At 65.4% G+C, this 26,843-nt stretch carries 24 protein-coding genes; 12 read left to right on the top strand and 12 right to left on the bottom strand.

The window, feature by feature from the left end; genetic code table 11:
* Positions 1 to 79: 79 nt before the first annotated feature.
* A complete protein-coding gene (speA, locus tag IQ458_RS16890; protein WP_183639590.1) occupies positions 80 to 1,969 on the bottom strand; it encodes an arginine decarboxylase in 1,890 nt (629 codons plus the stop codon).
* 173 nt (positions 1,970 to 2,142) lie between these two features.
* Between speA and speE the strand changes: the two genes are divergently transcribed.
* Entirely contained in the window at positions 2,143 to 2,994 is an 852-nt protein-coding gene (gene speE / locus IQ458_RS16885) for a polyamine aminopropyltransferase (protein ID WP_203323542.1), read from the top strand.
* 64 nt (positions 2,995 to 3,058) lie between these two features.
* Here speE and IQ458_RS16880 read toward each other — a convergent pair whose 3' ends face one another.
* Together IQ458_RS16880 and IQ458_RS16875 are read right to left on the bottom strand one after the other, a co-directional pair.
* Complete coding sequence (locus tag IQ458_RS16880; protein WP_203323541.1) at positions 3,059 to 3,511, bottom strand: hypothetical protein; 453 nt, start codon at positions 3,509 to 3,511, stop codon at positions 3,059 to 3,061.
* Complete coding sequence (locus IQ458_RS16875; protein WP_141455127.1) at positions 3,511 to 3,849, bottom strand: P-II family nitrogen regulator; 339 nt, start codon at positions 3,847 to 3,849, stop codon at positions 3,511 to 3,513. Before IQ458_RS16875 ends, IQ458_RS16880 begins: the two co-directional genes overlap by 1 nt.
* Before the next feature lie 175 nt (positions 3,850 to 4,024).
* Between IQ458_RS16875 and ubiK the strand changes: the two genes are divergently transcribed.
* From ubiK to IQ458_RS16860, 3 genes are all read left to right on the top strand, one after another.
* Complete coding sequence (ubiK, locus tag IQ458_RS16870) at positions 4,025 to 4,294, top strand: ubiquinone biosynthesis accessory factor UbiK (RefSeq protein WP_203323540.1); 270 nt, start codon at positions 4,025 to 4,027, stop codon at positions 4,292 to 4,294.
* Positions 4,295 to 4,304: 10 nt separating this feature from the next.
* Positions 4,305 to 5,807 (top strand): YifB family Mg chelatase-like AAA ATPase, encoded by a 1,503-nt coding sequence (locus tag IQ458_RS16865; protein WP_203323539.1) that lies wholly within the window; start codon positions 4,305 to 4,307, stop codon positions 5,805 to 5,807.
* Positions 5,808 to 6,002: 195 nt separating this feature from the next.
* Positions 6,003 to 6,740, top strand: a complete 738-nt coding sequence (locus IQ458_RS16860; protein ID WP_203323538.1) for a phytochelatin synthase family protein — start codon at positions 6,003 to 6,005, stop codon at positions 6,738 to 6,740.
* Between the two features lie 105 nt (positions 6,741 to 6,845).
* Here the strand turns inward: IQ458_RS16860 and IQ458_RS16855 are convergent, their stop codons facing one another.
* Complete coding sequence (locus IQ458_RS16855) at positions 6,846 to 7,304, bottom strand: carboxymuconolactone decarboxylase family protein (protein ID WP_141455123.1); 459 nt, start codon at positions 7,302 to 7,304, stop codon at positions 6,846 to 6,848.
* Positions 7,305 to 7,462: 158 nt separating this feature from the next.
* Between IQ458_RS16855 and IQ458_RS16850 the strand changes: the two genes are divergently transcribed.
* Both IQ458_RS16850 and IQ458_RS16845 read left to right on the top strand, forming a co-directional pair.
* Positions 7,463 to 8,374, top strand: coding sequence for a sigma-70 family RNA polymerase sigma factor (locus tag IQ458_RS16850; protein WP_203323537.1), 912 nt, complete (start codon positions 7,463 to 7,465; stop codon positions 8,372 to 8,374).
* Positions 8,375 to 8,515: 141 nt separating this feature from the next.
* Positions 8,516 to 10,570: a S9 family peptidase gene (locus tag IQ458_RS16845; RefSeq protein ID WP_203323536.1), complete on the top strand. Its 2,055-nt coding sequence runs from the start codon at positions 8,516 to 8,518 to the stop codon at positions 10,568 to 10,570.
* On the opposite strand, the gene IQ458_RS16840 is transcribed toward IQ458_RS16845, so the two are convergent.
* From IQ458_RS16840 to aceB, 6 genes are all read right to left on the bottom strand, one after another.
* Positions 10,491 to 11,117, bottom strand: a complete 627-nt coding sequence (locus tag IQ458_RS16840; protein ID WP_203323535.1) for a hypothetical protein — start codon at positions 11,115 to 11,117, stop codon at positions 10,491 to 10,493. The genes IQ458_RS16845 and IQ458_RS16840 overlap by 80 nt on opposite strands.
* A 727-nt stretch (positions 11,118 to 11,844) precedes the next feature.
* Positions 11,845 to 12,528, bottom strand: a complete 684-nt coding sequence (locus IQ458_RS16835; RefSeq protein WP_203323534.1) for a hypothetical protein — start codon at positions 12,526 to 12,528, stop codon at positions 11,845 to 11,847.
* A gap of 70 nt (positions 12,529 to 12,598) precedes the next feature.
* Positions 12,599 to 12,943, bottom strand: coding sequence for a hypothetical protein (locus IQ458_RS16830; protein WP_203323533.1), 345 nt, complete (start codon positions 12,941 to 12,943; stop codon positions 12,599 to 12,601).
* Between the two features lie 38 nt (positions 12,944 to 12,981).
* Positions 12,982 to 16,422, bottom strand: a complete 3,441-nt coding sequence (locus IQ458_RS19930; protein ID WP_328805217.1) for an RHS repeat domain-containing protein — start codon at positions 16,420 to 16,422, stop codon at positions 12,982 to 12,984.
* 182 nt (positions 16,423 to 16,604) lie between these two features.
* The gene (aceA, locus tag IQ458_RS16820; protein ID WP_203323532.1) at positions 16,605 to 17,894 is read right to left on the bottom strand and encodes an isocitrate lyase; all 1,290 of its coding nucleotides are present in this window, start codon (positions 17,892 to 17,894) and stop codon (positions 16,605 to 16,607) included.
* Positions 17,895 to 17,917: 23 nt separating this feature from the next.
* The gene (gene aceB, locus IQ458_RS16815) at positions 17,918 to 19,543 is read right to left on the bottom strand and encodes a malate synthase A (RefSeq protein ID WP_203323531.1); all 1,626 of its coding nucleotides are present in this window, start codon (positions 19,541 to 19,543) and stop codon (positions 17,918 to 17,920) included.
* 105 nt (positions 19,544 to 19,648) lie between these two features.
* On the opposite strand from aceB, the gene IQ458_RS16810 reads away from it, so the two are divergent.
* The 4 genes from IQ458_RS16810 (at position 19,649) to IQ458_RS16795 (ending at position 23,539) form a co-directional block, all read left to right on the top strand.
* Positions 19,649 to 20,617: a LysR family transcriptional regulator gene (locus tag IQ458_RS16810; protein ID WP_183639600.1), complete on the top strand. Its 969-nt coding sequence runs from the start codon at positions 19,649 to 19,651 to the stop codon at positions 20,615 to 20,617.
* A 132-nt stretch (positions 20,618 to 20,749) separates the two neighbouring features.
* Positions 20,750 to 22,330 (top strand): serine hydrolase domain-containing protein, encoded by a 1,581-nt coding sequence (locus IQ458_RS16805; protein ID WP_203323530.1) that lies wholly within the window; start codon positions 20,750 to 20,752, stop codon positions 22,328 to 22,330.
* A gap of 31 nt (positions 22,331 to 22,361) precedes the next feature.
* The gene (locus IQ458_RS16800; protein ID WP_203323529.1) at positions 22,362 to 23,117 is read left to right on the top strand and encodes a helix-turn-helix domain-containing protein; all 756 of its coding nucleotides are present in this window, start codon (positions 22,362 to 22,364) and stop codon (positions 23,115 to 23,117) included.
* Positions 23,118 to 23,191: 74 nt separating this feature from the next.
* Complete coding sequence (locus IQ458_RS16795; protein ID WP_183639603.1) at positions 23,192 to 23,539, top strand: VOC family protein; 348 nt, start codon at positions 23,192 to 23,194, stop codon at positions 23,537 to 23,539.
* 229 nt (positions 23,540 to 23,768) lie between these two features.
* Here IQ458_RS16795 and IQ458_RS16790 read toward each other — a convergent pair whose 3' ends face one another.
* Positions 23,769 to 24,791, bottom strand: a complete 1,023-nt coding sequence (locus IQ458_RS16790; RefSeq protein WP_235996920.1) for an isoaspartyl peptidase/L-asparaginase family protein — start codon at positions 24,789 to 24,791, stop codon at positions 23,769 to 23,771.
* Positions 24,792 to 24,817: 26 nt separating this feature from the next.
* Entirely contained in the window at positions 24,818 to 25,885 is a 1,068-nt protein-coding gene (locus IQ458_RS16785; RefSeq protein WP_203323527.1) for a cyanophycinase, read from the bottom strand.
* Between the two features lie 125 nt (positions 25,886 to 26,010).
* Between IQ458_RS16785 and IQ458_RS16780 the strand changes: the two genes are divergently transcribed.
* Together IQ458_RS16780 and IQ458_RS16775 are read left to right on the top strand one after the other, a co-directional pair.
* Positions 26,011 to 26,598: an RNA polymerase sigma factor gene (locus IQ458_RS16780; RefSeq protein ID WP_183639606.1), complete on the top strand. Its 588-nt coding sequence runs from the start codon at positions 26,011 to 26,013 to the stop codon at positions 26,596 to 26,598.
* A partial coding sequence (locus tag IQ458_RS16775; RefSeq protein ID WP_203323526.1) for a FecR/PupR family sigma factor regulator occupies positions 26,576 to 26,843 on the top strand: 268 nt, incomplete at its 3' end. The genes IQ458_RS16780 and IQ458_RS16775, both read left to right, overlap by 23 nt.

The raw sequence follows: 26,843 nt of genomic DNA, 5'->3' as shown, positions 1-26,843 counted from the left end.
GTGTGACCCCGACCGCTTCGCCCCCATCCGCCCTTCGGGCACCTTCCCCCGCAAGCGGGGGAAGGGCGGTTTGTTGGGCTTACGCCAGCGGTTCGTCCGACAGGTAGGTGTAGCCGGTCAGGCCGGCTTCCAGCGCGTCGGACAGGGCCGCCGCTTCTTCCTGCGGCAATCCGGCTTCGGCGACACGGGTACGGTACGCGGTGCGCAGGTCATCCAGCTTGTAGCCCACGTAATCCAGCATCACGTCGGTGGTGTCGCCGCGGCGCTGCTGGGTGAGCAGGTAGCCGGTGCCGGTGTCGGCGCTGACTTCCACCGCATCGGTGTCGCCGAACAGATTGTGGATGTCGCCGAGGATTTCCTGGTACGCACCGACCAGGAAGATGCCCAGCCGGTAGCTTTCGCCGGACCTCAGCGAATGCAGCGGCAGCGAGGTGTCCAGCCCTTCGTTCTCGACATAGGTTTCCACCATGCCGTCCGAGTCGCAGGTCATGTCGGCGATCACGCCGCGGCGATCCGGCGCTTCGTCCAGGCGCTCGATCGGCAGGATCGGGAAGACCTGGTCGATCGCCCACACATCGGGAATCGATTCGAACACGCTGAAGTTGACGAAATACTTGTCCACCAGCCGCTCGTTGAGTTCATCCAGCAGATCCCGGTGGCTGCGCTCGTCGCTGCTCAGGCGCCCGCGCACCGCGTGGGCGATGGCGTAGAACAGATCGTCGATGCGCGCGCGATGGACCAGATCCAGCTGGCCCAATGCATAGAGGGACAGGCCCTCGCTGTGATGATGCTGTGCTTCGTGGAACAGCTCGACGGCCGGCCGCTCGTCCAGTTCGGCGTGGATCTCGCGCAGATGGCGGATGACCGCCGGCTCGTCGTCGTGGGCAGGCGGCACGCGGCCTTCCGGCGCCTGCTCCACCTCGGCCACGTTGACCACCAGCACCGCGTGGTGCGCGGTCATCGCGCGGCCGCACTCGGTGACGATGCGCGGCGGGGTCAACCCGTGCTGCTCGCAGGCGTCGGCCAGCGGCTGCACGATGTTGCTGGCGTACTGGTTCAGGCCGTAGTTGATCGAGCAGTAGCTGCGCGAACGGGTGCCTTCGTAGTCGATGCCCAGGCCGCCGCCGACGTCGACATGGGTGATGCTCGCGCCCAGCTTGGACAGCTCGACGAAGTAGCGGGTCGCCTCGCGCATGCCGTTGGCGATGTCGCGGACGTTGGAGATCTGCGAGCCCATGTGGAAATGCAGCAGGCCCAGGCAATCCTGCAGGCCGGCGTCGCGCAGGTATTTCCACAGATCCAGCACCTGGCGCGGCGACAGGCCGAACTTGGCCTTGTCGCCACCGCTGTTCTGCCATTTGCCCGCGCCCAGCGTGGCCAGGCGCATGCGCACGCCCAGGCCCGGCTTGACGCCCAGCTTGCGCGCCTCCTCGATGACCAGCGGCAGCTCGGAGGGCTTTTCCACCACGATGAAGGTCTGCAGGCCCAGCTTGCGGCCGATCAGGGCCAGCCGGATGTACTCGCGATCCTTGTAGCCGTTGCAGACGATGAGGCCGCCGGGGCGCGACAGCGCCAGCACCGCCATCAGCTCGGGCTTGCTGCCCGCTTCCAGGCCGAAGCCCTCGCCGGCGTGCGAGGCCAGGGTGCCGGCCACGCCGCGATGCTGGTTGACCTTGATCGGGTACACGGCGGTGTAACCACCACGGTAATCCCAGTCGGCCTGCGCCTGGGCGAAGGCGGCCTGCAGCTTGCCCAGGCGGTCGCCCAGGATGTCCGGGAAGCGCACCAGCAGCGGCAGCTTGGCGCCGTTGGCTCGCGCGGCATCCACCACCTCCGGCAACGGGATGACCGGTCCGCCGTCGCCCTTGGGCGAGACCACCATGCGGCCGGCGGCATCCACGTCGAAATACCCTTCCGCCCAGTGCGGGATGGAATAGGTCTTGCGGGCTTGGTCGGTGGACCAGGACATCGGCGTTTCCAGCTGAATACGAACGGACGCGCATTCTACAGGCAGTGGTCATGGGGGTTCGTTACAATGCGCGCCCTCGCCGTCCCCGCCTCACCCCGGTGGCCGCGGGCCCACCGGCCACGGCCGTCGCGCCCGCCGACAACGGCCGGATCCTTCCCCCCCCAGGACAGACCATGACCACGAACGACAACTGGTACATCGAACACTTCCAGCCCACCGGCTCGGCCATCGGCTACCGCGTCACCGGCAAGCTGGACGAGGTGCAGTCGCCGTTCCAGAAGATCGAGATCTACGACACCACCGACTGGGGCAAGTTGATGATCATCGACGGCGCGGTGATGCTGACCACGCGCGACAACTTCTTCTATCACGAGATGATCAGCCACCCGGCGCTGTTCACCCACGCCGCGCCCAGGCGCGTGGTAATCATCGGCGGCGGCGACTGCGGCACCCTGCGCGAGGTGCTCAAGCACCCGGGCGTGGAAAGCGCCACCCAGTGCGACATCGACGAGCAGGTCACCCGCATGTCGGAGAAGTACTTCCCCGAGCTGTGCGAATCCAACGGCGACGCGCGCGCCGAGTTGCTGTTCGACGACGGCGTGGCCTACATGGCCAACTGCCCGGCCGGCAGCGTGGACATCGTGATCGTGGACTCCACCGATCCGGTCGGCCCGGCCGAGGGCCTGTTCAACAAGGCCTTCTACGAAAGCTGCTTCCGCGCGCTGAAGGACGACGGCATCCTGGTGCAGCAGTCCGAGTCGCCGCTGGCGCTGCTGGACCTGATCAAGGAAATGCGCGGCGAGATGGGCAAGGCCGGCTTCACCGCCTTCAAGACCCTGCCGTTCCCGCAGCCGTGCTACCCGACCGGCTGGTGGAGCGTGACCATGGCACGCAAGTCCGGCGGTTTCGACTTCCGCCAGCAGGACGCCGCCAACAAGGGCTTCGACACCCTGTACTACAGCGCGCACCTGCACACCGGCGCGCTGGTCGCCCCGCCGTTCGTGGCCAAGGCGCTGGGCGAGTAAGCGCTGCCGGTTCGATGAAAAAAGCCCCGCGATGCGGGGCTTTTTTTATCCGGTACTCCTGATCTCAGTGCTCCAGCAAGCGCTGTATCTCCGCCCGCTCATCCAGCGAACGCTGGAAGTTGGCCGGATACACCGGCTGGTAGTCGCGCCCAGTGAGCAGGAAAATGCCACGCTGGCCGGTGAGATGCTTCTGCATGGTGCCCAACTCGTAGTGCCACATCATCCACAACGGCACCCGGATCGTGCGGGAAACCGGTGGCAGCCGCGTGGCGATCACTTCATGGACCTCCAGATGCAGACGCATCTGGTTGGCCGAACCGGGACCGGTCCGCGACTCGGGATCCGCAAGCAACCGGCCCTTGCCGTCCACCATGTCGACGCGGGTGATCGTCGCCACAACGACATGGTCGGCTTCCCGCACCATTTCGGCCAGCGGCTTGGGAACCACGCTCGTCGCCGATACCGTCGCCGCCAGGCACAGCAGCGCGATGAACAGGAACCGCTTCGCGACGCGCACTACAGCGCGTCCGCGTCCAGTTCACCGGTGCGGATGCGCACCACCCGCTCCAGGTCGTAGACGAACACCTTTCCGTCGCCGATCTTGCCGGTGCCGGCGGCCTTGACGATGGCTTCCACCACCGATTCGGCCTGCTCGTCGGTCACCGCCACTTCCAGCTTCACCTTGGGCAGGAAGTCGACGACGTACTCGGCGCCGCGGTACAGCTCGGTGTGGCCCTTCTGCCGGCCGAAGCCCTTGACCTCGGTGACGGTGATGCCGGCGATGCCGGATTCGGCGAGTGCTTCGCGCACGTCGTCCAGCTTGAACGGCTTGATGATGGCCATGATCATCTTCATCGGGACTGTTCTCCGGAAATGCTGGCGGCAGCATATCGTGGTTGCGGCCGGGGCGGGGGTCGGGTTCAATGTCGACCTGGCGCCGCGGGATTTCTCCGATGGCGCGACGCGGTGAATCCCGATGGCCGGGACGACTCCCGGATGCAATGCTCGGCTTCACTGCCGGAGACCCCCCATGATCGATCTCAACCATCTCGACGACCTCGCCCGCCGCCTCAGTGATCTGGTCCCGCCGAGCCTGCGCGAATCCCGCGAGGAACTGCAGCAGGCGTTCAAGGGCGCCTTGCAGAGCGGCCTCTCCAGGCTGGACCTGGTGACCCGCGAGGAGTACGAGGTCCAGCGCGCGGTCCTGCTGCGCACCCGCGAGAAACTCGAAGCCCTGGAACGCACTGTCCAGGCACTGGAAGTGGCACCGCCCGCCTCCGCATCCACCGCCCAGTCCTGATTCCGCCGCCATGAGCCTGGCGCTGGTGCACAGCCGTGCACGGGCGGGCGTGGCCGCGCCTCCGGTCAGGGTGGAAGTGCACCTGTCCGGTGGCCTGCCTCAGACCCACATCGTCGGCCTGCCCGAGGCGGCGGTACGCGAGGCACGCGACCGCGTGCGCGCCGCCATCCTCTGCGCGCAGTTCGAATTCCCGGCCCGCCGCATCACCGTCAACCTGGCGCCGGCCGATCTTCCCAAGGACGGCGGGCGCTTCGACCTGCCCATCGCGCTCGGCATCCTGGCCGCCAGCGGGCAGATCCCGCGCGACGCGCTGGCCGATTACGAGTTCCTCGGCGAACTCGGCCTGACCGGCGAGCTGCGCGGCGTCGACGGCGTGCTGCCAGCGGCGCTGGCCGCCGCGCGCGCGCAACGGACGCTGATTGTCGCGCCGGCCAACGGTCCGGAAGCGGCGCTCGCCCGCGACGGCCAGGCTCGCACCGCGCGCACCCTGCTGGAGGTCTGCGCCGCCCTGGGCGGCCAGCGCGAACTGCCGGTCGCCGAAACACCGCCGCCCGACGCATCGTTCGTTCCCGATCTCAGTGACGTGCGCGGGCAGGTGCAGGCGCGCCGCGCGCTCGAGGTGGCGGCCGCCGGCAACCACCATCTGCTGCTGGTCGGCTCGCCCGGTTGCGGCAAGACCCTGCTGGCGTCGCGGCTGCCCGGACTGCTGCCGGAAGCCAGCGAAGCGGAGGCGCTGGAAACGGCCGCCATCGCATCGATCAGCGGCCGCGGGCTGGATCCGGCGCGCTGGCGGCGGCGACCGTTCCGCAGTCCGCACCATACGGCCAGCGCAGTCGCACTGGTGGGAGGCGGCACCGAACCGCGTCCGGGCGAGATCTCCCTGGCCCACAACGGCGTGCTGTTCCTCGACGAATTGCCCGAGTGGGACCGACGCGCGCTGGAAGTGCTGCGGGAGCCCCTGGAGTCCGGCACGGTGTCCATCTCGCGCGCGGCACGCAGCGCCGAGTTTCCCGCGCGCTTCCAGCTCGTCGCGGCGATGAATCCCTGCCCGTGCGGTTGGGCCGGCGACAACAGCGGGCGTTGCCGCTGCTCCAGCGATGTCGTGCAGCGGTATCGCGGCCGCATTTCAGGCCCGTTGCTGGACCGCATCGATCTGCATGTGGAGGTGCCGCGCCTGCCGCCGAGGGAATTGCGTCCGGATGCGTCACCGGGCGAGACCAGCACGCAGGTGCGGGTGCGGGTGGAACAGGCGCGCGCGATCCAGCTGGCGCGCGCCGGCCGGCTCAACGCGCAACTGGGCCAGGCGGAAACCCTGACGCTGTGCAGGCTCGACGATGCCGACCAGGCATTGTTGGAACACGCCATCGATCGGCTCCGACTGTCCGCGCGCTCCATGCAGCGGGTGCTGCGGGTGGCGCGGACCATCGCGGATCTGGCCGCCGCCGAACGCATCGACAGATCACATCTGACCGAGGCATTGGGATACCGGAGGATTGAGCGGGGCAAGCCCTAGAGGGCATGGCACCGCTGCCGGCAGATCCGGCTCGAATGCCCGTTCCGGTTTCACTCCAGCATTGCCGGGTACCTGTTGCTTCACCGCCATTTCATCCATTTCGCGCTGTAGTCATTTGGCCGCCTGCCGCGAAAACGGCGGCGGCGCGCTTTCGCCATAGCCGAGGTCGCCATGAAGCGGGCGGGATTGGTCGGATTGTTTGCGGTCGTCCTGATCGCGGTGGCGGGCGGCGCGGGCGCGGTGTGGAACGAATACCTGCGCGCGCCGGCACCGCGGATGCTGGCGTTGCCCGGGGATCTGATTCCGCTGGACTCGCCGCTGGGCCGGCGCCTGTTGGCCGAAAGCGAGCGCGCCGACCATGACGAATTGACCGGCAGTTTCGTCCCGCAGACGCGCAAGGCGTATTGCGGCGTGGCCAGTGCCATCACCGTGCTCAACGCAGCCGGCATCGCCGACGCGCCGCGGGACCCGCGCGCCCTGTTCGCTTATCCCCACGCCGGGCCGGGTCCGCTGAAAACGAGTTTCAAAGGGATGTCGCTCAACGGACTGGCCGGCCTGCTGCGCGCACATGGCGCGCAGGTGGACGTGGTGTTCGCCTCGGCGACGGACCGGGCCTCGTTCCGGCAACGGGCGCGCGAGAACCTGCGCCGCGAGGGCGACTACCTGCTGGTGAACTACCAACGCGCGGATCTGGGCCAGGTCCGCATGGGCCACATTTCGCCGGTCGCCGCCTATCACGCGCCCAGTGATCGCCTGCTCATCCTGGACGTCGCCGCCCACCGGTATCCACCGGCCTGGGCGGATCTGGACAAGGTCTGGACGGCGATGCGCGCGCCGTTGAACAAGAAGACCACGACCACGCGAGGCTATCTCGTGGTTCGCGGCGCGCATACCGTGTCCGCCACTTCGCCGGTCGGCTTCGACCGGCGTTGAGGGTCAGGCGACTCTCCTGGAGCACCCCGACGTGCGCCATCGCTTCCGCTTCGCCGCACAGGATCGGCCTTGCGCGGAACGGCCCGTGATTCGGCGAACCGTGGATCAACTCACCCGCTGCCCGGCCGGCTGGCGCGTGGCGACATTCAGGCGGTTCCAGACGTTGATGTTGGCGATGGCGATCAGCAGCGAGGCCAATGCGGCTTCGTCGTAGTGGGCCCGGGCGCGGGACCAGACCTCGTCGCTGACGGCATCGCCGCGGTCGGCGATGCGGGTCACCGCCTCGGCCAGTTCCAGCGCGGCGCGCTCGGCCTCGGTGAACCACGGCGCTTCGCGCCAGACCGCGACGGCGAACAGCCGCTCGTCGGTTTCACCGGCCTGCCGGCATTCGCGGGCATGCATGTCCACGCAGAAGCTGCAGCCATTGATCTGGCTGACCCGCAGGTCGATGAGGTGCAGCAGGGCATCGGAGATGCCCTTGCCTTGCGTGGACTGGTGCAGCGCGAGCAGCGCCTTCATGGCATCGTGGTGGATGACGGCGGGGTTGGGCATACGGGCTTGCATGGGAACTTCCTTTGGTTGGTGGTCATTCCCATGACGCGCCGGCATCGGCCGGCGTGACGGATACATCTCCATCATCGCGGATCGTTTCTTTTTCCGAACGTTGCGTCACGTCCCGGCCCGCTGGCGCGTCAAACCGGTTTCTCCCAGGATCTTTCTCCATGACAGATTTGCATCGACTGGCCGAACAGTTCCAGTCCAACCGCACCCGGCTCGAGGCCGTTGCGTTCCGCATGCTGGGCTCGCACGCCGAAGCCGAGGACGTGGTGCAGGAGGCGTGGTTGCGCCTGAATCGTGCCGACGCTACCGAGGTCGGCAATCTTGCCAGCTGGCTGACGACGGTGGTGACCCGGCTGGCGCTGGATCTGCTGCGCGCGCGCAAGGTGCGCAGCGAGGAATCGATGGACCTGGTGCCGGACGCGGCGCTGCCCGCCGCCGATGCCAGTGCCGGTCCGGAACACGAGGTGCTGCTGGCCGATTCGATCGGCCCGGCCATGCTGATCGTGCTGGATACGCTGGCCCCGGCCGAGCGCGTGGCGTTCGTACTGCACGACATGTTCGCGGTGCCGTACGAAGAGATTGCCCACATGCTGGATCGCAGCGTGGAAGCCACGCGGCAGCTGGCCAGCCGTGCGCGGCGCCGGGTCCAGGGTGCCGGCGCAGACGCGCTGGCCGATCGCGCGCGTGCCCGCCAGGTGGTCGATGCCTTCCTGCTCGCCTCGCGCACCGGCAATCTCCAGGGCCTGCTGTCCCTGTTGGCACCGGACGTGGTGATGCGCGCCGATGTCGCCGCCATCGAGGGCAGCCGGGACAGGCAGGGCGACGGCGCGCCGGTGCTGGCACGCGAACAGCGTGGCGTCGACGCGGTGGCCAGTGCCTTCCTCGGCCGCGCCCAGGCGGGACAGGCCGCGCTGGTCGATGGCCTGCCCGCCGCCATCTGGGCGCCGGACGGCGTACCGCGCGCCCTGTTCCGGATGGCCGTGCGCGACGGCCGTATCGTCGCCATCGATGTCATTGCCGAACCCGCCCGCGTGGCGTCGGCCAGGGTCACCGAGATCGGCCCGCTGCCCTGAGGCGCCAGCCTCCCTTTCGCGGAAGCACCCAACCGGCCCCCGGACTTTCGACACTCCGCCGCGACGCCGGGGCGTGTGGTCTACTGCGCTTTCGCGGCGACGCCGCGTCCGCCACCACACGGCTCATCCAGGAGGAACGCCATGCTCCGCACCACCCTGATCGCGACAGCACTGTCCGCCGCACTCGTCAGTCCGTTCGCCTTCGCGCAACAGGCCGCCGTCGCATCGTCCGAGGTCGAACTCATCCCGCGCGAGATCCTGTTCGGCAATCCCGAGCGCAGCAATGTGCAGATCAGCCCGGATGGCCGCTACCTGAGCTGGGTAGCGCCGGTCGATGGCGTGGCCAACGTGTGGGTGGCGCCCGCCGACAATCCGTCGCAGGCGCGCGCGGTGACCGCCGACAAGGCACGCGGCATCCGCCAGTATTTCTGGTCCTACCGGACCGACACCCTGCTCTATCTGCGCGACACCGGTGGCGACGAGGATTTCCATCTCTACGCGGTGGATCTGAAGTCCGGCGAGTCCAGGGATCTGTCGCCGTTTCCGAAGACCCGCGCGCAGGTCGCGGGTGTCAGCGATCGCCATCCGGACACGATCCTGGTGGGCATGAACGATCGCGACCCGCAGTGGCACGATCTCTACAAGGTCGATCTGGCCAGCGGCAAGCGCGAGCTGGTGCAGAAGAACGACGCCCAGATCGCCGGCTACATCGCAGACGCCGACTACACCCTGCGCTTCGCCACCCGCGCGCGACCCGACGGTGGCCAGGATGTGCTCGCCGCCGACGGCAAGGGCGGCTGGAGCAAGTTCGACGATGTGCCGTTCGAGGATTCGCTGACCACCGGTCCGGGCGGACTGACCAGCGACGGCAAGACCCTGTACTTCACCGATTCGCGCAAGCGCAACACCGCCGCGCTGTATGCCATCGACGTGGCCAGCGGCAAGCGCGAACTGGTGTTCGAGGACGCGCGCGCGGACGTCGGCGATTCGCTGAGCCATCCGGTCACCGGACGGGTTCAGGCGGTCGCCTCGGACTACCTGCGCGAGGAATGGAAGGTGGTGGATCCGTCCATCGCCAAGGATCTGGAGCGCCTTCGCGGCATCGGTCCCGGCGACACCAGCGTGGCCGCGCGCACCCACGACGACAAGACCTGGATCGTGGTCTACGCCGCTCCGCAGACACCGGCTGTCTTTTACCGCTACGACCGCGACGCCGGCAAGCTGACCAAGCTGTTCTCGGTGCAGCCGAAGCTCGATGGCAAGCCGCTGGTGGCGCAATGGCCGGTGGAGATTACGTCCCGCGACGGCAAGACCCTGGTCAGCTACCTGACCCTGCCGCGTGGCGCCGACGCCAACAACGATGGCAAGGCCGACACGCCGGTGCCGATGGTGCTGCTGGTGCATGGCGGTCCGTGGTCGCGCAACGCCTACGGTTACAGCAACACCAACCAGTGGCTGGCCAACCGCGGCTACGCGGTCCTGTCGGTCAATTTCCGCGGCTCCACCGGCTTTGGCAAGGAATTCACCAACGCCGGCAACGGCGAGTGGGCCGCCAAGATGCACGACGATCTGATCGATGGCGTGCAATGGGCGGTCAAGCAGGGCGTGACCACTTCCGACAAGGTGGCGATCATGGGCGGCAGCTACGGTGGCTACGCCACCCTGGCCGGCCTGACCTTCACCCCGGACACGTTCGCCTGCGGCGTCGACATCGTCGGCCCATCCAACCTCAACACCCTGCTGAGCACGGTGCCGCCGTACTGGGCCAGCTTCTTCGAGCAGCTCGCCAAGCGCATGGGCGACCCGCGCACCGAGGAAGGCCGCAAGTGGCTGACCGAACGCTCGCCGCTGACCCGCGCCGACCAGATCAAGAAACCGCTGCTGATCGGCCAGGGCGCCAACGACCCGCGGGTGAAACAGGCCGAGAGCGACCAGATCGTCAAGGCGATGCAGGCCAAGAAGATCCCGGTCACCTACGTGCTGTTCCCGGATGAAGGCCATGGCTTCCACCGCCCCGAGAACAGCAAGGCGTTCAACGCGGTGACCGAAGGCTTCCTGGCCCAGTGCCTGGGCGGACGCGCCGAACCCATCGGCCAGGATTTCGCCGGCTCCAGCATCAGCGTGCCGGCCGGCGCCGACGGCGTGCCGGGCCTGACCGATGCGCTGAAGTCGCATCAGCAGGCGGTGAAGAAGTAAAGCAACATTCCAGCATGCCCTGCACCGATTCCTGGTCGGGTGGGGCATGCGTTTCGATACTTGCGGCATAGCAGACGTGGGGCATCGATACCTCGCCGTTGTCCAGGTGAAACCTGCAAACGACATAGTTGAGAAACGGCTCCGCCGTACCATTTCTTACCATCGCGTCCAGTTCTTCGAACGTTCTTGCGGTTGAAGTCGGCAGATAGACAACATCAATTTCCTTTGACCCGTCATCATTTGTCTGAGTGACTGTCTTCGTGATCACTTCCTGATTGCTGAGTATCACAGTGGCGGATCTCAAATCTTCCCTTACCGGGAACCCGTAACCGTCGCTTCCCACCAAGAAGTCCATGGAAACATGGTCAAAGATCTTCTCATTCCTTGCCATGCAGGCAACGGCATCAACGTCCCTCGCACGCAGGTAGGAAAGAAAAGTAGATGGGATCTCAACCTCGTCAACAACCTGACCACCAAAGCAACTGGCGTGCGCGCATCCAGCGATTATGCTTAGTCCAACCAAGAATGGCACGCCGCCAAAATTCATTGCTTTGCTACCTGATTCTCTAGGGAGCCAGGCATCGCCACTTGCCATACATTGGCGACATATTTTTGCTGTTCACCACGCCATTGGGATCTTGGCATATTTCCTCCTATAGCCCGACCTCCACTTGAAGTTCCAAGCGAAGATCTTCAGAAATCTGTCCTCTGAACAACCTCGACAAGACGCCCTTGACTGTCTCCTACGAGTTCAAGAGCGAACAATCTTCCCGACGAAGATCGGACATCCTCCCTTGACACATAAACAGTACGATCGCTTGATTTCGAAGAATCAAAATGAACGAGGAAGAATTTTCCAGCCTTGTTTGCAGAAACATCGATCTTCTCGCCAAACATCATTCCGGCAGGAAGTCGTAAGCGATGAGATACTTCTTTGCGGTGCGCAGAAACAACAGAGACCGCACCATCGAAAATTGCATAGCGAATCCCATCCTCGTCCCAGGCAGAGCAATCACTAAAGTTGTCCTCCCGCTTGCATCTGTAGCGGCAAACTTATCTATATCGTTCGGATTCGCCCCAATTGGAATGATCCCTAAATCAATCCTGTAACTACGCCCTCTCTTCCATGCTTGATTGTCCGCCCAAAATGCAGACAACAAGAAAGATAGAACTATAACAGCTGCAGCAGATCTCATGGTTCCGACCGGCGAGACAGTCCAACTGAAATATCCATGTTCAGCGCCGCCACTTTTTCCGACTCCCGCACGCCTTCATCACGAGGCCGCAGCGGCCGCAAAAGAAACCACCAGCTGCTTCACTTTGACGTCCTGCTCATCGAGCCCGCACTTCTTTTCCATATCGTCGAAGCATGAATCATCAATGCTATTTTGATCTAGAACGAATATAACTCTGCTTCCATTTACGAAGCTGGCAAATCGCCCATCCTCATCGCCGATCAGAATCTTTCCACCGGGATACTTTTCCTTCAGCTCAGCCACTCTAGCCCCAACACCGGCACCACATTCATCGCGAACCAAAATCGAATAGGTTGAAAATCTATGGACGTTCCCTTTCTCATCAAGAATGCAGTCTATTTCCACCTGCCCAAGCGTAACTTTGACGACCTCATACTCCTCTCCTTCTGGAAGCGAAGAGCCATGGGATTGTGGATATCGCATGGATGAAAGCTCGGATTGGCTCATCCCTACATAGGCCCCCCCCAGACTCCCAGAACTGGAGTTGATCATGTAGTCACCTTGACTTGAGATCTTCTGGACGACTCTAGTCTGTGATTCCACGTCCCCGTCACCCGTGCAGGCAAAAAGCAAAACCACAAGTACTAACAAGTATCTATTCATTGCCACGGCGCCTCTAGTTGTCGAGTCGCCCTTGATTTCGCCCCTATTGAGACCGAAATACACCCCTAACAGTTCTGGATTTAAATGCGCGAGATGCACCAGTTGTTTTCGCTTCTTCGGCATTGCCTTTAGTGCATAGCTCGATACGTTTTCACGCGGAATTGATGCCCTACTGATTTTCCGTCACATCTTCAAAATGGCACCTCTCTGGAACATTCTTAGATATCAGCCTGATCTTTCTTATCACCAGAACGCCTTCATAGTCCATGGCGAATCCGTCAGTGGCTTTTTTCCCCTCGGTTGCCAGTAGTTCGACAAAGATAGGCTTGTCAGAACCGCTTTCTTTTTCTTTACGAACAATATCCCTAAAAGGTCCGAGATCGGATGGACTTCCTTCAAGCCAGAATGATTCTCCCCCGCACGAAACCAGCACTTCTTCCTCCACTCCCCAGAAATAAGAACCTTCGAACTTTTTTATTCCAGCTATAGAACAAGATTGAATCAGAAAAACCATTAGGCACACGAGTATCCTTGACATAGTCTTCCTTCAATCTATTCAAGTGGCCATGTTATTGAGGCGGGATCTACGTTTTTTCCTTCCGGCGAAGTGATCCTCTCATGAACGTGATTTGTCATGTTTCCTCTATACTTTGTTGACAGATCCTGGGCCGTACCAATTTCCTGCCCGACCGCGACTTCAGACCCTACTATCTGCGCCTTAGGGCTCACGTACCATAACTTCACTACTATTCCTTCGTCTGTTCGTAGTTGTAGTCCCGTGTAGCGAGCGTCATCTGCATATGGATTTGATCTGCGCTCTATCAACCCATTTGTTGGCGCACGTACGGTCTGACCTGCATCGGAGACGAAGTCGCTCCCTAGATGTTGCCTGGCTCCTCCAGCTCGACGAGCTCCGTTGTGACCACATCCATACCCATCGCATCCCCGAATTCCTTTTCCTGTAGGGCTTACCCACACTCGAGGACCATCCGAGGTATCTATTCGGTCTGATCCGCGTCCTTTCGATGGATCCCAATCTCTGGTTCTTTTATTGCCTCCTGATGGGCAGGACGAACTGCCACAACCAGTCCTGGCATTCGGATCAATTGGCTTGGCCTTTCGCCCATCCGGATCGATGAATTTGTACGGATTGTTGTTCGCATACCGGTACCGGTTGAAGTTGGCACCCGGACTGGAGTACGCGGTCACCGGGTCCACCGACAGGAACCGCCCGATGACCGGGTCGTAATACCGCTGCTGCATGTAGGTCAGCCCGGTGGCCGCATCCTGCACATGCCCGGTGAAGCCCGGCCCGTCCGTCAGTGTTCGGTTGGTCAGCTGCCCGTAGGGCTCGTACTCGCTGGTCTGGACGATGGCCTTGGCCGCGTCCGTCACCGCGATGGGCGTGCCCAGCGCATCGGTATGCTGGTACTTCACCGTCGCCACGCTACCGGCCACCTCCCGCACCGCCACCAGGCTGCCGCCCAGGTACACGTACTGGCTCGACTTGCCCGCCCGGGCATCCGAGTCAAACACCAGTTGCCCACTCTGGCTGTACAGGCTGTACTTGCTGGCCGTGGTGTAGTCCCGCACCCGTCGGCCATGGCCGTCATACACATAGCTGGCCACGCCATTGACGCCGCGCAGCCGGTTGCCGAAATCAAAGTTGAACACCCGGCCGTTCTGGTTACGCAGATTGCCCTGCACGTCATAACCCAGCCCCATCACCGTGGCCCCGCCCACCGTATTGGTCACGCTGGTGAGCCGGTTTGTGGCGTCATAGTGATACGTGTGGTTGCGTACATGGCTGCCAGCGGTCACCTTCACCGAGGTCAGGTTGTCCAACACGTTGTAACTGTAGTTGGCCGTGCCGAAGCTGGGGCCGGTGGTCCGGACCAGCTGGTCTAGCCCGTTGTAAATCATGGCGCGGCTCTGGCGCGCACCGGTCGTGTAGTCGGTGATGCCGATGACGTTGGCGTGCTTGTCGTAGAGATAGCCCAGGTCCAGCACCCCGTTGCTGTCGGTGCTGCGTGCCGGCAACTGGCGCGCGTTCTGGGTCATGGTGTGGACGACGCCATTGCCGTAGGTGAACTGCTTCATCCCCCCATTGGGGTAGTACTGCACCCCGGTGGCGTAGGTGCCGGCCCGGGTCGCCTGGCCCAACGCATTGGGTGCGAAATGCACGCTCTGCCGATTTGGGTAGCTCTGCGATGCAAGATGGCCCAACGTGTCGTAGCCGTAGCCGATACCCCAGTTGATCCCGCCCCACTGCATCCGCTCGCTGGTGGGCAGGCGGCGGCGGTTGTAGCCATAGCTGGTGGTCACCACGTTGGTGCCATCGTTGTCCACCGCCGTGCTGGCCAGCAGGCCATCCGGCGTATACGTGTGGGTAGTGTTGCCCCGCCCGTCCGGGAATACCAGCGTCTTGACCCGGTTGCGCGCGTCGTAAGTGCGCATGGCCGCCCGTGACTTCACCTGGAGCCAGCCTCCCTTGCCACTACAGGAGGCAGCGTCTCCAAATCCCCGCAAGCCCATCGCTGAGTGGGCCAGATTGCCCGCTCCGTCATAGCCATACACCGTCGTGCCGGTCTCAGGCTCGATGATTTTGCACAGTTCCTGGGCGCTGTTGTAGGTAAATCTGCGGGTCACCGCGACCGTCCCGGCCGCATCGCGTTTGCGGATGGACAGTGGCTTTCCGAACACGTCCCGGGTGATGTCGATGCCTACCCGCTCGGTCAGGTTCTGACCCTGATCGACAAGTACCGGGGTGTCGTAGCTGGGCCGATCGAAGGCTTGGTGGCGGGTCACCGTCACTACGCCCCGCGGGCTGATGGTGCGCACAAATGCGCCCGTTGCATCGCCCCGGTACTGGGTGATGGTGGTCAGCGGACCCAATTCGCTGTCCTGGCTCACGGACGTCACCCGGCCCAGGGCGTCGTACTCCGTCCAGATGCCAGCGGTCAGCCTCTCGGTCGAACCCGGGTAAGAGGCAAACGTCGTTCTTCCCTCGTGGTCGTAAGCGAACCGGCTGAAACGTTGGGTTCCCGCCAGATTCGCCACGTCGTATTCACGCACCAACAATGGACGCCACAGCGCGTCGTAGTAGCTCACCCTGCGTGCGTTGCCGCTACTGGTCGTCTGCCTCCAGTGGCCAGCGGCCAGTCCGTACTCCGCCCGGGCCACCGGTTCGAATACCTGTGTCGTCGCTGCCCACCTACCGGCATCGCAAATGCCTGCCCGAGTCTCGGAAGGATGGATCAGGCGTGAAAGCCTTCCCATCGCGTCATGACCGTAACAGGTCTTGTAACCATTCTCATCCGTGGTCGAGATGATCCAGCCAGCATCATTCACGGCCGCCGTTCTGGATGTACCGTCGGCATGGGTGATGCGCTGCGGAATGCCGCGCTTCCAGCCGCTGTAAGTGGTCGCATTTCCGTTGCCATCCTTCGCTGACTTCAGGTTGCCGTCAGCGTAGTAACCAAGAGTCTGTTGCTGTTTGCCGAACGCATAAGTCCTCGACGGCAGAGCTTTCCAGCCGTACTCGGTCCGGCTGGTTTCCACGCCATTGGTCGTCGTTCGCTTGACTTGTCCCAGCACCCATAGCCCGGTGTCATCGTGATATTCGATGGTCTCGGTCTTGCGATATCCCACCGAGCGCGCGCGCGCTGCTCGGACATCCCATCCATGGCGACTGGCCGATTGGACATGATGCGCTCCCCCAGGGGACTCCGATTCCAGAAAATCTCGGCGAGTTTCGAGGGTAAGTGGTGCGGGTTCCGGGACGCCAAAAAAAAGACCCTGTTCATCATCGAAGTCATCGCCGCCGGCTGGCCGCATGGCGAGCCCGTATCTGGTGCTCCCATGACTACTGGCATCAAGGATGACTCCTGCGTTGGCCGGACGAAACAGCAGCCCCGCGAACAAGAGACCGCAACCCATCAGCACACTTTCAATACGGCGAGTTTCCGTCTTTCTTCTTGTATCACTTCCCACGGATTCCGTTCCTTGAACTTGCGAGCCTCATCCTAGGCATCGCTTTCACTCGCGCGTCCGGAACGCGGACACAGTTCAAAAATGAGTTAGTTGCATCACTTTTTTTGTTGTGATCTCAACCATCGGAAAAAAGAACGCCGGGCGACCCGGCGTTCTTCTTTCATGTGCTTGGCCCTCGTGGACTACGCCGCCTTCTCCGCGAACTGCTCCTCCTCGGTCGAGCCCTTCAGCGCGGTGGTCGAGGACTGGCCCTGCTGGATCGCCTGCGTGACCGCGTCGAAGTAACCGGTGCCGACCTCGCGCTGGTGCTTAACCGCGGTGAAGCCCTTGTCGGCGGCGGCGAACTCGGCTTCCTGCAGTTCCACGAATGCGCTCATCTGGCGGCGCGCATAGCCGTGGGCCAGGTTGAACATCGAGTAGTTCAGGCTGTGGAAGCCGGCCAGGGTGATGAACTGGAATTTGTAGCCGTAGCTGGCGATTTCCTTCTGGAATTTGGCGATGGTGGCGTCGTCCAGGTTCTTCTTCCAGTTGAACGAGGGCGAGCAGTTGTAGGCCAGCAGCTTGCCGGGGAACTTCGCGTGGATCGCCTCGGCGAACTTGCGCGCGAACTCCAGGTCCGGCTTGCCGGTCTCGCACCACACCAGATCCGCGTAGGGTGCGTAGGCCAGGCCACGGCTGATCGCCTGGTCCAGGCCGTTGCGGGTCTTGAAGAAGCCCTCGACGGTGCGCTCGCCGGTGGTGAACGGCTGGTCGTTGGCGTCGATGTCGCTGGTCAGCAGGTCGGCGGCCTCGGCGTCGGTTCGCGCGACCAGCAGGGTCGGCACGCCCATCACGTCGGCGGCCAGGCGCGCGGCGTTCAATTTCTCCACCGCCTCGCGGGTCGGCACCAGCACCTTGCCGCCCATGTGGCCGCACTTCTTGACGCTGGCCAGCTGATCCTCGAAGTGCACGCCGGCCGCGCCCGCCTCGATCATCGCCTTCATCAACTCGAACGCGTTCAGCACGCCGCCGAAGCCGGCTTCCGCGTCGGCGACGATCGGTTGCAGGAAGTCGGTGCTGTCGTCACCCTCGGCGTGATGCAGCTGATCCGCGCGCAGCAGGGTGTTGTTGATGCGCTTGACCACCGCCGGTACCGAGTCGGCCGGATACAGCGACTGGTCCGGATACATCTGGCCGGCCAGGTTGGCGTCGGCCGCGACCTGCCAGCCGGACAGGTAGATCGCCTTCAGACCGGCCTTGACCTGCTGCATCGCCTGGTTGCCGGTCAGCGCGCCCAGCGCGTTGATGAAGTCCTCGGTCTGCAGGTAGTTCCACAGCTTCTCGGCGCCGATCTTCGCGATCGAATGCTCGACCGGAATGGTGCCGCGCAGGCGCACGACGTCATCGGCGCTGTAGTTGCGGGTGATGCCTTGCCAGCGCGGATTGGTGTCCCAGTCCTTCTGGATGTCCTGGGCGGTGGGCAGCTTGTTCATGGGTATTCTCCGGAAATGGGGGTTCAGTCGATGCGGGTGTAGGCGGGCAGGGTCAGGAATTCGGCCAGGTCTTCACTGCGGCTCAATGCGTCGAGCAGGCCGATGGCCTCGTCGACCCTGTCGCCGCCGGGCAGCGCCGCGCGGTCGCCCAGGCGGGCCGGCAGGTTGCGCAGGGTGGCGTCGAGCAGGGCGAAGTCGATCGCGGTGCCGTCGGCCAGGTGCAGGCCGGGCGTGTGCAGCCACTGCCAGATCTGGGTGCGCGCGATCTCGGCGGTCGCGGCGTCCTCCATCAGCCAATGGATCGGTACGCAGCCGTTGCCGTCCAGCCAGGCGGCCAGGTAGCGCACGCAGACCTCGACGTTGCCCTCGAAACCGGCACGGGTGATGGTGCCGGTGCTTGGGCGGATCAGATCGTCGCGGCCCACCCGCACGTCCTCGCGCAGCACGCCATGTTGGTTCGGCGTGGGCATGTGTTCGTCGAAGATGGCGCGCGCGATCGGGATCAGCGCCGGATGCGCCACCCAGGTGCCGTCGTGGCCGGCGGTGACCTCGCGCAGCTTGTCCGCGCGCACCCGCGCCAGCGCCTGTTCGTTGGCCGCCTCGTCGTTGCCGATCGGAATCTGCGCGGCCATGCCGCCCATCGCATGCGCGCCGCGGCGGTGGCAGGTCTGGATCAGCAGTTCCGAATAGGCCTTCAGGAACGGCTGGGTCATGGTCACCTGGCCGCGCTCGGGCAGCACCCGGTCGCGATGGCGGCGGAAGGTCTTGATGTAGGAAAAGATGTAGTCCCAGCGGCCGCAGTTCAGGCCGACGATGCGATCCCGCAGCGCGTGCAGGATCTCATGCATCTCGAACACCGCCGGCAGCGTCTCGATCAGCACGGTGACCTTCATCTGACCTTGCGGCAGGCCCAGCGCGGCCTCGATGTGCGACAGCGCGGTCTCCCACAGCGCGGCCTCCTCCATGCTCTGCAGCTTGGGCAGGTAGAAATACGGGCCGCGATCGCGCTCGGCCAGCGCGCGCGCGTTGTGGAAGGCATACACGGCCAGATCGAACAGACCGCCGGCGATCGGCTGGCCATCGATCAGCACGTGCTTCTCGTCCAGATGCCAGCCGCGCGGGCGCACCAGCAGCACGGCCTGCTCATCGAACGGCTTCAACGCATACCGCTTGCCGTTGGGTGCGGTGTGGGTCAGGTCGCCGCGCACCGCGCCGATCAGGGCCTGCTGGCCGATCAGCAGGTTGTGCCAGGTCGGCGCGGTCGAATCCTCGAAGTCGGCCATGTAGACCTTCGCGCCGGAGTTCAGCGCGTTGATCACCATCTTGGGATCCACCGGCCCGGTGATCTCGACCCGGCGATCCAGCAGCGCCGCCGGCGGCGGCGCGACCCGCCAGTCGCCCTCGCGGATGGCGCGGGTGTCGTCGCGGAAGTCCGGCAGGCCGCCGGCATCGAAGAACGCCTGCCGCTGGCGGCGCGCGGCCAGCCGGGCTTGCCGGCCGGGCTCGATCGCACGGTGCAGCGAGACGAGCAGCGCCAAGGCGGCGGGCGGCAACAGCGCGGCCTGCTCGTGATGGCGGACGGTCAGGCTGATGCCGGGCGTGGGGCGGGACGCGGGTTCGGATTGGCTCAGGGCAACGGCGGCGGACATTTCGGGACTCCTGCTGCTTGGAGGTCCACCGTGCGCCGCAGCATACTATTTGACAAAACAGTTTTGTCAATGCACTTAATAAGCTGAACTTATATTTCGGCCAGAATGCCTGAAAAACGCCCGCCCACGCTGCGATTTGCCTACAAGTCGGACCGGCTGAAGCCCCTGCGGGCGTTCTGCCAGACCGTCCGGCTGGGCTCGGTATCGCGGGCGGCCGAGGCGCTGTTCGTCAGCCAGCCGGCCATCACCCTGCAATTGCAGGCGCTGGAGCGAGACCTGGGGGTGGTGCTGTTCGAGCGCAGCGGCCGGCGCCTGAGTCCCAGCCGCGAGGGGCAACTGCTGTATGAGCTGGCCCAGCCGCTGGTCGAGGGCATCGACGGTCTGGAGGCGACCTTCCACGACAAGGTCGCCGGGCTGGACGCCGGCGAACTGAACATCGCCGCCAACAGCTCCACCATCCTGTACCTGCTGCCGCGCATCGTCGAACTGTTCCGCCAGCAGCACCCGGACGTGCGCCTGACCCTGCATAACGCGATCACCGCCGACGGCACCGATCTGCTGCGCTCAGACGCGGTGGATCTGGCGGTCGGCTCGATGATGGATGTGCCCGCCGATCTCAGCTACGCACCGATCTACCGGTTCGAACCGCTGCTGATCACTCCGCCGGATCATCCGCTGGCGAACAAGCCGCGACTCGAACTCGCCGACATTTCGCCCTACGGACTGATCCTTCCGCCCAAGCGCCAGATTACCTACCGGCTGGTGGACCTGGTGTTCCAGCAGCACCGCGTGCCCTACACGGTGGCGCTGGAAGTCGGCGGCTGGGAAGTGATCAAGCAATACGTGGCGATGGGCATGGGCGTGTCGATCGTCAGTTCGATCTGCCTGACCGACGCCGATCGCGGCAGACTGGCAACGCGTTCGCTCAGCGACTGGTTTCCTGCGCGCAGCTACGGCGTGATCGTGCGCAAGGGCAAGTTCCTGTCACCGCAGGCGCGCGCCTTCATCGAGCTGATCCATCCGGATCTGTTCACCCGCCGCGACTACGACGACAGCGGGCATTCCGAACGCTGAGCGCGCCGCGCGTTTGAAGCCGCGCACGCGTTCGCCTACCCTGTCCGCTCCGGACAGTATCCGCCGACAACTTCGGAACACCGCGCACGACGAACGTGCGCCGGTTCACTGGATTGCTCCCGGAGTCTGTCGATGTTGCTGTCTTTCCCCTGTTTTTCACGTGTCCGCCAAACTTGCGCGGCGCTGTTGCTGTTGCTGTGCCTGCCCCTGCCGTGCCTGTCCCTGCTGTCCGCCCACGCCGCCGAGCCGGACTTTGCGCCGGTGCGCGAATACATCCGCACGCGCATGCAGGAACGCGACGTGCCGGCGATGTCGGTGGCGGTGGCGAAGGACGGCCGCCTGCTGTGGACCGAAGGCTTCGGCGTGGCCGATCGCGAACGCGGCATCGCCGCCGATGCCGACACGATGTATTCGCTGGCCTCGGTGACCAAGACCTTCACCGCGGTCGCGCTGATGACGCTGGTGCAGGAAGGCCGCATCGCCCTGGACGATCCCGTCAACCGGCATCTGGGCGAGGCCGGGCTGCATTCGTGGGTCGACGACGCCGACGCGGCGACCATCCGCCACGTCGCCAACCACACGTCCGGGCTGGGCACGGCCGAGCAATTCTTCTATGGCGAATCCGAGCGCGCGCTGATTCCGCCGATGGCGCAATCCATCCAGCGTTATGGGCATCTGTACCGTCGCGCTGGCGAGGTTCACGAGTACAACAATTTCGGCTATGGCCTGCTTGGCCATGTCGTCGAACGGGTCACCGGCCAGTCCTATAGCGATGCACTGCGAACACGGGTGTTCGAACCACTCGGCATGCGGCATTCCTCCATCGACACCGGACCCGGCCTGGAGCGGCACGCGGCGGCGCGCTATGGCGGCAAGCGCGAACCGATTCCGTTCTACGGCTTCGCCGAGCCCGGCGCCGCGGCGATGTACGCCAGCGCGCCGGATCTGGCCCGGTTCGGGCTGTTCTTCCTCGGCCGGCCGCTGCCGGGGCAACGCGAAATCCTCGATGCCCGGCACCGCGCCGCGATGGTCGAGAACGCCTTCCGCACCAATCCGCATGCCCGCTACGGCATCGGGCTGGAGGTAATCGACGACGGCGGCTATCGCTGGTACGAACATGGCGGTTCGATGTCCGGTGTCTCCGCTTCGTTGACGATGGTGCCGTCCGAAGGCCTGGTGGTGGCGGTGCTGGGCAACGTGTCCGGCGCACCAGTGGCGCAGGTGCGCGAACGGATCTTCCAGCAGTTGCTGCCGGGCTGGCGCGCGCAGGCCGCCGCCGCCGCCGCCGCCGGCCCCGCCACCGCTTCCGCACCGCGGCCGGCGCCGATCGGCACCGCGCCGTCCGAATGGCGCGGCGACTGGTCGGGCACCTTGCATACCTATGAGGGGCCGGTGCCCGCGCGGCTACGCGTACTGGAAGATGGCCGTGCGCTGTTCCGGCTGGGCGATCAGCTGTGGAGCCTGCTCGACAAGGTGGAAGTCGAAGACGGACGCCTGCGCGGCTACACGCTCAGCCAGGTGCCGACCGCCGACGCGCGGCGGCGCCGGCATGCGCTGCGCGTGGATCTGCGACTGCGCGGCGACGCGCTCGCGGGCGAGGCGATGGCCTGGTCCGGACCGAAGGGACCCGCGGGCGTGCTGGATCCGTACTTCGTGTTCGCGCTCAACCACTGGCTGGAACTGCGGCGCGCCGATTCCGGGGATGAAGGCTGACGATGGAAGCGCGTAACCTGTGGCGCACACCATGCCACGCGACGCCGCCTCCGACCTTCCTCCTTCCGCCTACCGCGAGGTCGCGCCGGCCGCGCCGCTGCGCGCGGGCCTGGCCTGCGCCTGGACCTACCAGGCGCCGTCGCGGCCGGCAGCGGAGGTGCTGGTCATCCCCGACGGCTGCGTCGATCTGATCTGGGCGGATGACGAGGTGTTCGTGGCCGGGCCGGATCCGATCGCGCAAACGGCATCCATCGCGCCCGGCGCGTTGCTGACCGCGATCCGGTTCGCGCCGGGCGCGGCGCAGGCGTTCCTTGGCCTGCCATTGCGGAACATCACCGGCCAGCGGGTCGCGCTGCGCGATCTGTGGGGACGGCGGGCGCGCCGGCTGACCGATGGGCTGGCCTTCGATGCCGCCGATCCCGCGGATCGCCTGCGGTCCCTGCAACACGCGGTCGCCCGGCAGGGCCTGCCGACTGCGGATCCCGCCATGCGCGCGCTGTTCACTCGCCTGGCTCATTCCGATGCCGCGTCGCCGGCAAGGCTCGCGCGCGAACTGGGCATCGGCGAACGCACCCTGCGGCGGCGCTGCCACGATGCCTTCGGCTACGGCCCCAAGACGCTGGCGCGGATCCTGCGCCTGCAACGCTTCCTGCGTACGCCGGCGGATCTGCCGTTGCTGCGACGCGCGCTGGACGCCGGTTACGGCGATGCTTCGCACCTGGTCCGCGACACCCGCCTGCTCACCGGACTGACACCGACCGACTTGCTGGCGCAGCGGCACGGCTGAGCTGGCCGTTTTTTCCAAGACGCCGTCCGGCCATCGCGCGATACTGCGCGCCCGCCCTCCACACGAGCCGCGCCATGAGCGAATCCCACCACCATCGCATCGACTACGTCGAGTTCAACGTCGCTTCGATCGCCACTGCCAAGGCGTTCTACGGCAAGGCGTTCGGCTGGACCTTCCAGGATTACGGCCCGGACTACTGCGAGTTCCGCGATGGCCGGCTGACCGGCGGCTTCGCGCATGGCGAGCCGCGCCCGGGCGGCGCGCTGATCGTGATCCAGTCGGATGAGCTGGAAGCCAGCCAGAGCGCGGTCGAGTCTGCCGGCGGACGCATCAGCCAGCCCATCTTCGCCTTCCCCGGCGGCCGCCGCTTCCACTTCCTGGATCGCGACGGCTACGAACTGGCGGTGTGGTCGCAGGGCTGATTCAGCGCTTGCGCCTGCAGGAGCGACGTAAGTCGCGACCCGTGATCTTCAAGGGATACGGTCGCGACTTACGTCGCTCCTACAAGTGTCCGATCTTCGGCACGCCTGTCGCCCTGCGGGAACACCTTCCTGTGGGAGCGACGTGAGTCGCGAGCTTTTCGCGCCATGCGCTACCGGGCATCTGATTCGCGACTCACGTCGCTCCCACAGGTTCGGGATTTCAGCGGGCTTACTTCTTCGGCATCGGCAGCGGGTCGTCGGCGAAGATCGCCACGTGCGGCACGCCGTCGGCGCCGATCCAGCCGCGGTACATGCCCTCGGTGTTGAACGGGAAGGCGATGCTGCCGTCGGCGCCCAGCGCAATCGCGCCGCCGTCGCCGCCGGCCTTGGGAATCTCGTCGTTGATCACCGCCCTGGCGGCGCTGGCGATGTCCTGGCCGCCGTAGCGCACGCGCGCGCAGATGTCGTGCGCGGCGACCGCACGGATGTAGTACTCCCCCCAGCCGGTGCCCGATACCGCGCAGCGCGCGTCGGCATAGGTACCGGCGCCGATGATCGGCGAATCGCCGACCCGGCCGTAGCGCTTGTTGGTCATGCCACCGGTCGAGGTTCCCGCAGCCAGCTTGCCCTGCGCATCCAGCGCCAACGCGCCCACGGTGCCGAAATGCTTGGCCGTTTCCAGATCCGCATGCGCCTGTCCGGAGGCCTCTTCCTTCAGCGCCTTCTGCAGCTGCTGCCAGCGCTTCTCGGTGCGGAAGTAGGACGGATCCACCAGGGTCACGCCCTGCTCGGTCGCGAAGGCCTCGGCGCCGTCGCCAACCATCATCACGTGCCTGGACTTGTCCATCACCAGCCGCGCCAGCTGGATCGGATTCTTGACCCGGTGCACGCCGGCCACCGCGCCGGCCTTGCCGCTGGCACCGTCCATGATCGAGGCGTCCAGTTCGTTCTTGCCGTCATGGGTGAACACCGCGCCGCGTCCGGCGTTGAAGCTGGGCGCGTCCTCCATCACGGTGATCGCGGCGGCCACCGCGTCCAGCGCCGGCTTGCCGGCGGCAAGCTGGGCGTGGCCGGCGCGCAGCGCTTCTTCCATTGATTTGCGCGCGGCGGCGATTTCCTCGGGAGCGAGATCGCCACGCTCCACGCCCGCGCCGCCGTGGATGACCAGCACCGGCCGATCCGCATCCGCGGCGATGGCGGTGCCCGCCATTCCCAACAACGCAAGGCAGCACGCACGCAACAGGTTCGTCATGGCAGTCATTCCGGAATGGCAGTGGTTCAGGGGGTTGATTCTAGCGAGGCGGTGCGCGCGGCGTCGCCCAGGACGCCGTTCACCACATCGATGCGGCGCTCGAACGCCGGATGCTCGACGCTGAAGTCCGGAAACCGCAGCGTGCTGCCGGTATCCAGGCCGATGACCGGCACGTCGCGGAAGGTCAGCGGCTTGCCGGCGGCGAACACGTCGGCCTGGCGCTGCGGGCGCACCAGCCAGACATGGCCGCCGTCGCCACTGTGGACGCGGGCGATGCCGCTGGCGTCGATGCACAGCGCGGTGTATTCGTCGATGCCGATACCGGCCAGGTCCGTGCGCTTCTGTTCGGCCGACAGCCGGGCGACGAAGGCGATCAGGCGGCCCAGCCGATCCCGTTCGCCGAAGTGGCTGTCGGTGATCACGTTCTGCAGGTAGGGCATGTGCAGGAAATCATCCACCAGGGTGACTTCCGACCCCGCGGGGTCGGTCATCGCGGTCGGCGAGACGATGCTGCCGCCGTCCATCGCGCCATAGGCGAACGCCCCCAGGATCGCCAGGCCCGCGCTGGTGCCGCCGATGGGCTTGCCGGCGCGCACGTGGGCGTCCAGCGCCTCGTTCAGCGGCGTGCCTTTCCAGAAGCGCACGTAGTTGGACTGGTCCCCGCCGGCCAGGAAGATGCCGTCGGCCTCGCGCACGATGCGCAGCACTTCCGGATCGCTGGCGGCGCGGCGATCGTCGAACACCAGCGTCTGCGCGGCGGTGATGCCGCCGATGTCCTTGAAGAATTCGTCCTGCGCCTCGACGGTGCCGGAGGCGCGCAGGATCACGATGCGGCCATGCCCGGCCTTTTCGATCATCCAGCGGAAGGCGTCGTAGGGCCAATCGCCGCCGCCGACCAGCATCAGCCCGGCCTCGGTCGCGCCGGGTCGCGTGGCGGTGAGGTCGCCGATTTCAAAGTAGCGGTAGCCGTCGCGGCGCGACGCGTCCGTGGCGGGCGCATCCCCGGCGGTCGCCGTGCCGACAGCGGCGGCCAGCGTCAGGATCAGAAGCGCGCAGCGTTGCAGGAACAGGCGGCGGGACGACGTCGACGGCATCATGGAACTCCAGGGGGCACCTGCATTGAAGACGAACGGATACGCGCTTCCCCTCCCCCGGTCGTCGCTGCTGTGCAGCATCGATGGCCGTCGTTGGCCCGCGCGGATTGGGGTAATGTCGTGGCATGACCGAATCCACCGACGCCTGGTTCGCCCGCGAAATCCTCGTCCACGAGGAGGCGCTGGTGCATTTCCTGCGCCGCTGCTGGCCGCATCGGGAAGAGATCCACGACCTGCGCCAGGAAGTGTACGTGCGGGTCTACGAGGCCGCCGGCAAGTCGGTGCCGACCGCGCCCAAGTCGTTCCTGTTCGCCACCGCGCGCCACCTGATGACCGACCGGCTGCGCCGCAGCCGGGTGGTGTCGATCGAGACAGTGGGTGATTTCGACTCGATAAACGTCTTGATAGACGAGGTATCGCCCGAACGGTGGTGTGGCGGCCGGCAGGTGCTCAAGCGCCTGGCCGACGCTTTCGACCGCCTGCCGGACCGGTGCCGGGAGGTCATCTGGCTGCGCCGGGTCGAGGAACTGCCACAGAAAGAGGTGGCCTCGCGCCTGGGCATCAGCGAGAAGACCGTGGAAAAGCATGTCGCCAAGGGAATCCGCCTGATTGCCGAACATTTCTACGGCGGTGGCGGGACGCGCGCCCGCGCGCGGCAGGCCTTGCAGGACGCAGGAAGGGAACCGGGACATGGCCAGCAGCAGACAGATTGAACAGGCCGCGGCGGCCTGGCTCGCGCGACGCGAAAGCGACGGGTGGGCCGGGACCGACCAGGCCGGACTGGACGCGTGGCTGGCCGAATCCACCGCGCACCGGGTCGCGTTCCTGCGCCTGGAATCTGCCTGGAATGAAAGCGGCCGGCTGGCCGCGCTGGGCGCCGGACAGGCACCGGGTGCCGCGCCGCCGCGCGGACAATGGGGTGCTTCGCCGCTGGACCGCCCTGCGCCGGCGCGTGCGC

Source organism: Pseudoxanthomonas beigongshangi (assembly GCF_016820515.1).
Classification (GTDB): domain Bacteria; phylum Pseudomonadota; class Gammaproteobacteria; order Xanthomonadales; family Xanthomonadaceae; genus Pseudoxanthomonas_A; species Pseudoxanthomonas_A beigongshangi.
The sequence above is the reverse complement of the archived record's forward strand: the minus strand, read 5'-3'. Positions and strand labels throughout refer to the sequence as shown.

Excerpts from the sequence above, each read along its gene's own strand:
- speE (WP_203323542.1), top strand. The coding sequence starts at position 2,143 with ATGACCACGAACGACAACTGGTACATCGAACACTTCCAGCCCACCGGC.
- IQ458_RS16810 (WP_183639600.1), top strand. The coding sequence starts at position 19,649 with ATGCCTGAAAAACGCCCGCCCACGCTGCGATTTGCCTACAAGTCGGAC.
- IQ458_RS16795 (WP_183639603.1), top strand. The coding sequence starts at position 23,192 with ATGAGCGAATCCCACCACCATCGCATCGACTACGTCGAGTTCAACGTC.
- ubiK (WP_203323540.1), top strand. The coding sequence starts at position 4,025 with ATGATCGATCTCAACCATCTCGACGACCTCGCCCGCCGCCTCAGTGAT.
- IQ458_RS16780 (WP_183639606.1), top strand. The coding sequence starts at position 26,011 with ATGACCGAATCCACCGACGCCTGGTTCGCCCGCGAAATCCTCGTCCAC.
- IQ458_RS16850 (WP_203323537.1), top strand. The coding sequence starts at position 7,463 with ATGACAGATTTGCATCGACTGGCCGAACAGTTCCAGTCCAACCGCACC.
- IQ458_RS16855 (WP_141455123.1), bottom strand. The coding sequence starts at position 7,304 with ATGCAAGCCCGTATGCCCAACCCCGCCGTCATCCACCACGATGCCATG.
- IQ458_RS16875 (WP_141455127.1), bottom strand. The coding sequence starts at position 3,849 with ATGAAGATGATCATGGCCATCATCAAGCCGTTCAAGCTGGACGACGTG.
- IQ458_RS16785 (WP_203323527.1), bottom strand. The coding sequence starts at position 25,885 with ATGCCGTCGACGTCGTCCCGCCGCCTGTTCCTGCAACGCTGCGCGCTT.
- IQ458_RS16805 (WP_203323530.1), top strand. The coding sequence starts at position 20,750 with ATGTTGCTGTCTTTCCCCTGTTTTTCACGTGTCCGCCAAACTTGCGCG.
- IQ458_RS16840 (WP_203323535.1), bottom strand. The coding sequence starts at position 11,117 with ATGAATTTTGGCGGCGTGCCATTCTTGGTTGGACTAAGCATAATCGCT.
- speA (WP_183639590.1), bottom strand. The coding sequence starts at position 1,969 with ATGTCCTGGTCCACCGACCAAGCCCGCAAGACCTATTCCATCCCGCAC.
- IQ458_RS16800 (WP_203323529.1), top strand. The coding sequence starts at position 22,362 with ATGCCACGCGACGCCGCCTCCGACCTTCCTCCTTCCGCCTACCGCGAG.
- IQ458_RS16790 (WP_235996920.1), bottom strand. The coding sequence starts at position 24,791 with ATGACGAACCTGTTGCGTGCGTGCTGCCTTGCGTTGTTGGGAATGGCG.
- IQ458_RS16845 (WP_203323536.1), top strand. The coding sequence starts at position 8,516 with ATGCTCCGCACCACCCTGATCGCGACAGCACTGTCCGCCGCACTCGTC.
- IQ458_RS16830 (WP_203323533.1), bottom strand. The coding sequence starts at position 12,943 with ATGGTTTTTCTGATTCAATCTTGTTCTATAGCTGGAATAAAAAAGTTC.
- IQ458_RS16865 (WP_203323539.1), top strand. The coding sequence starts at position 4,305 with ATGAGCCTGGCGCTGGTGCACAGCCGTGCACGGGCGGGCGTGGCCGCG.
- aceB (WP_203323531.1), bottom strand. The coding sequence starts at position 19,543 with ATGTCCGCCGCCGTTGCCCTGAGCCAATCCGAACCCGCGTCCCGCCCC.
- aceA (WP_203323532.1), bottom strand. The coding sequence starts at position 17,894 with ATGAACAAGCTGCCCACCGCCCAGGACATCCAGAAGGACTGGGACACC.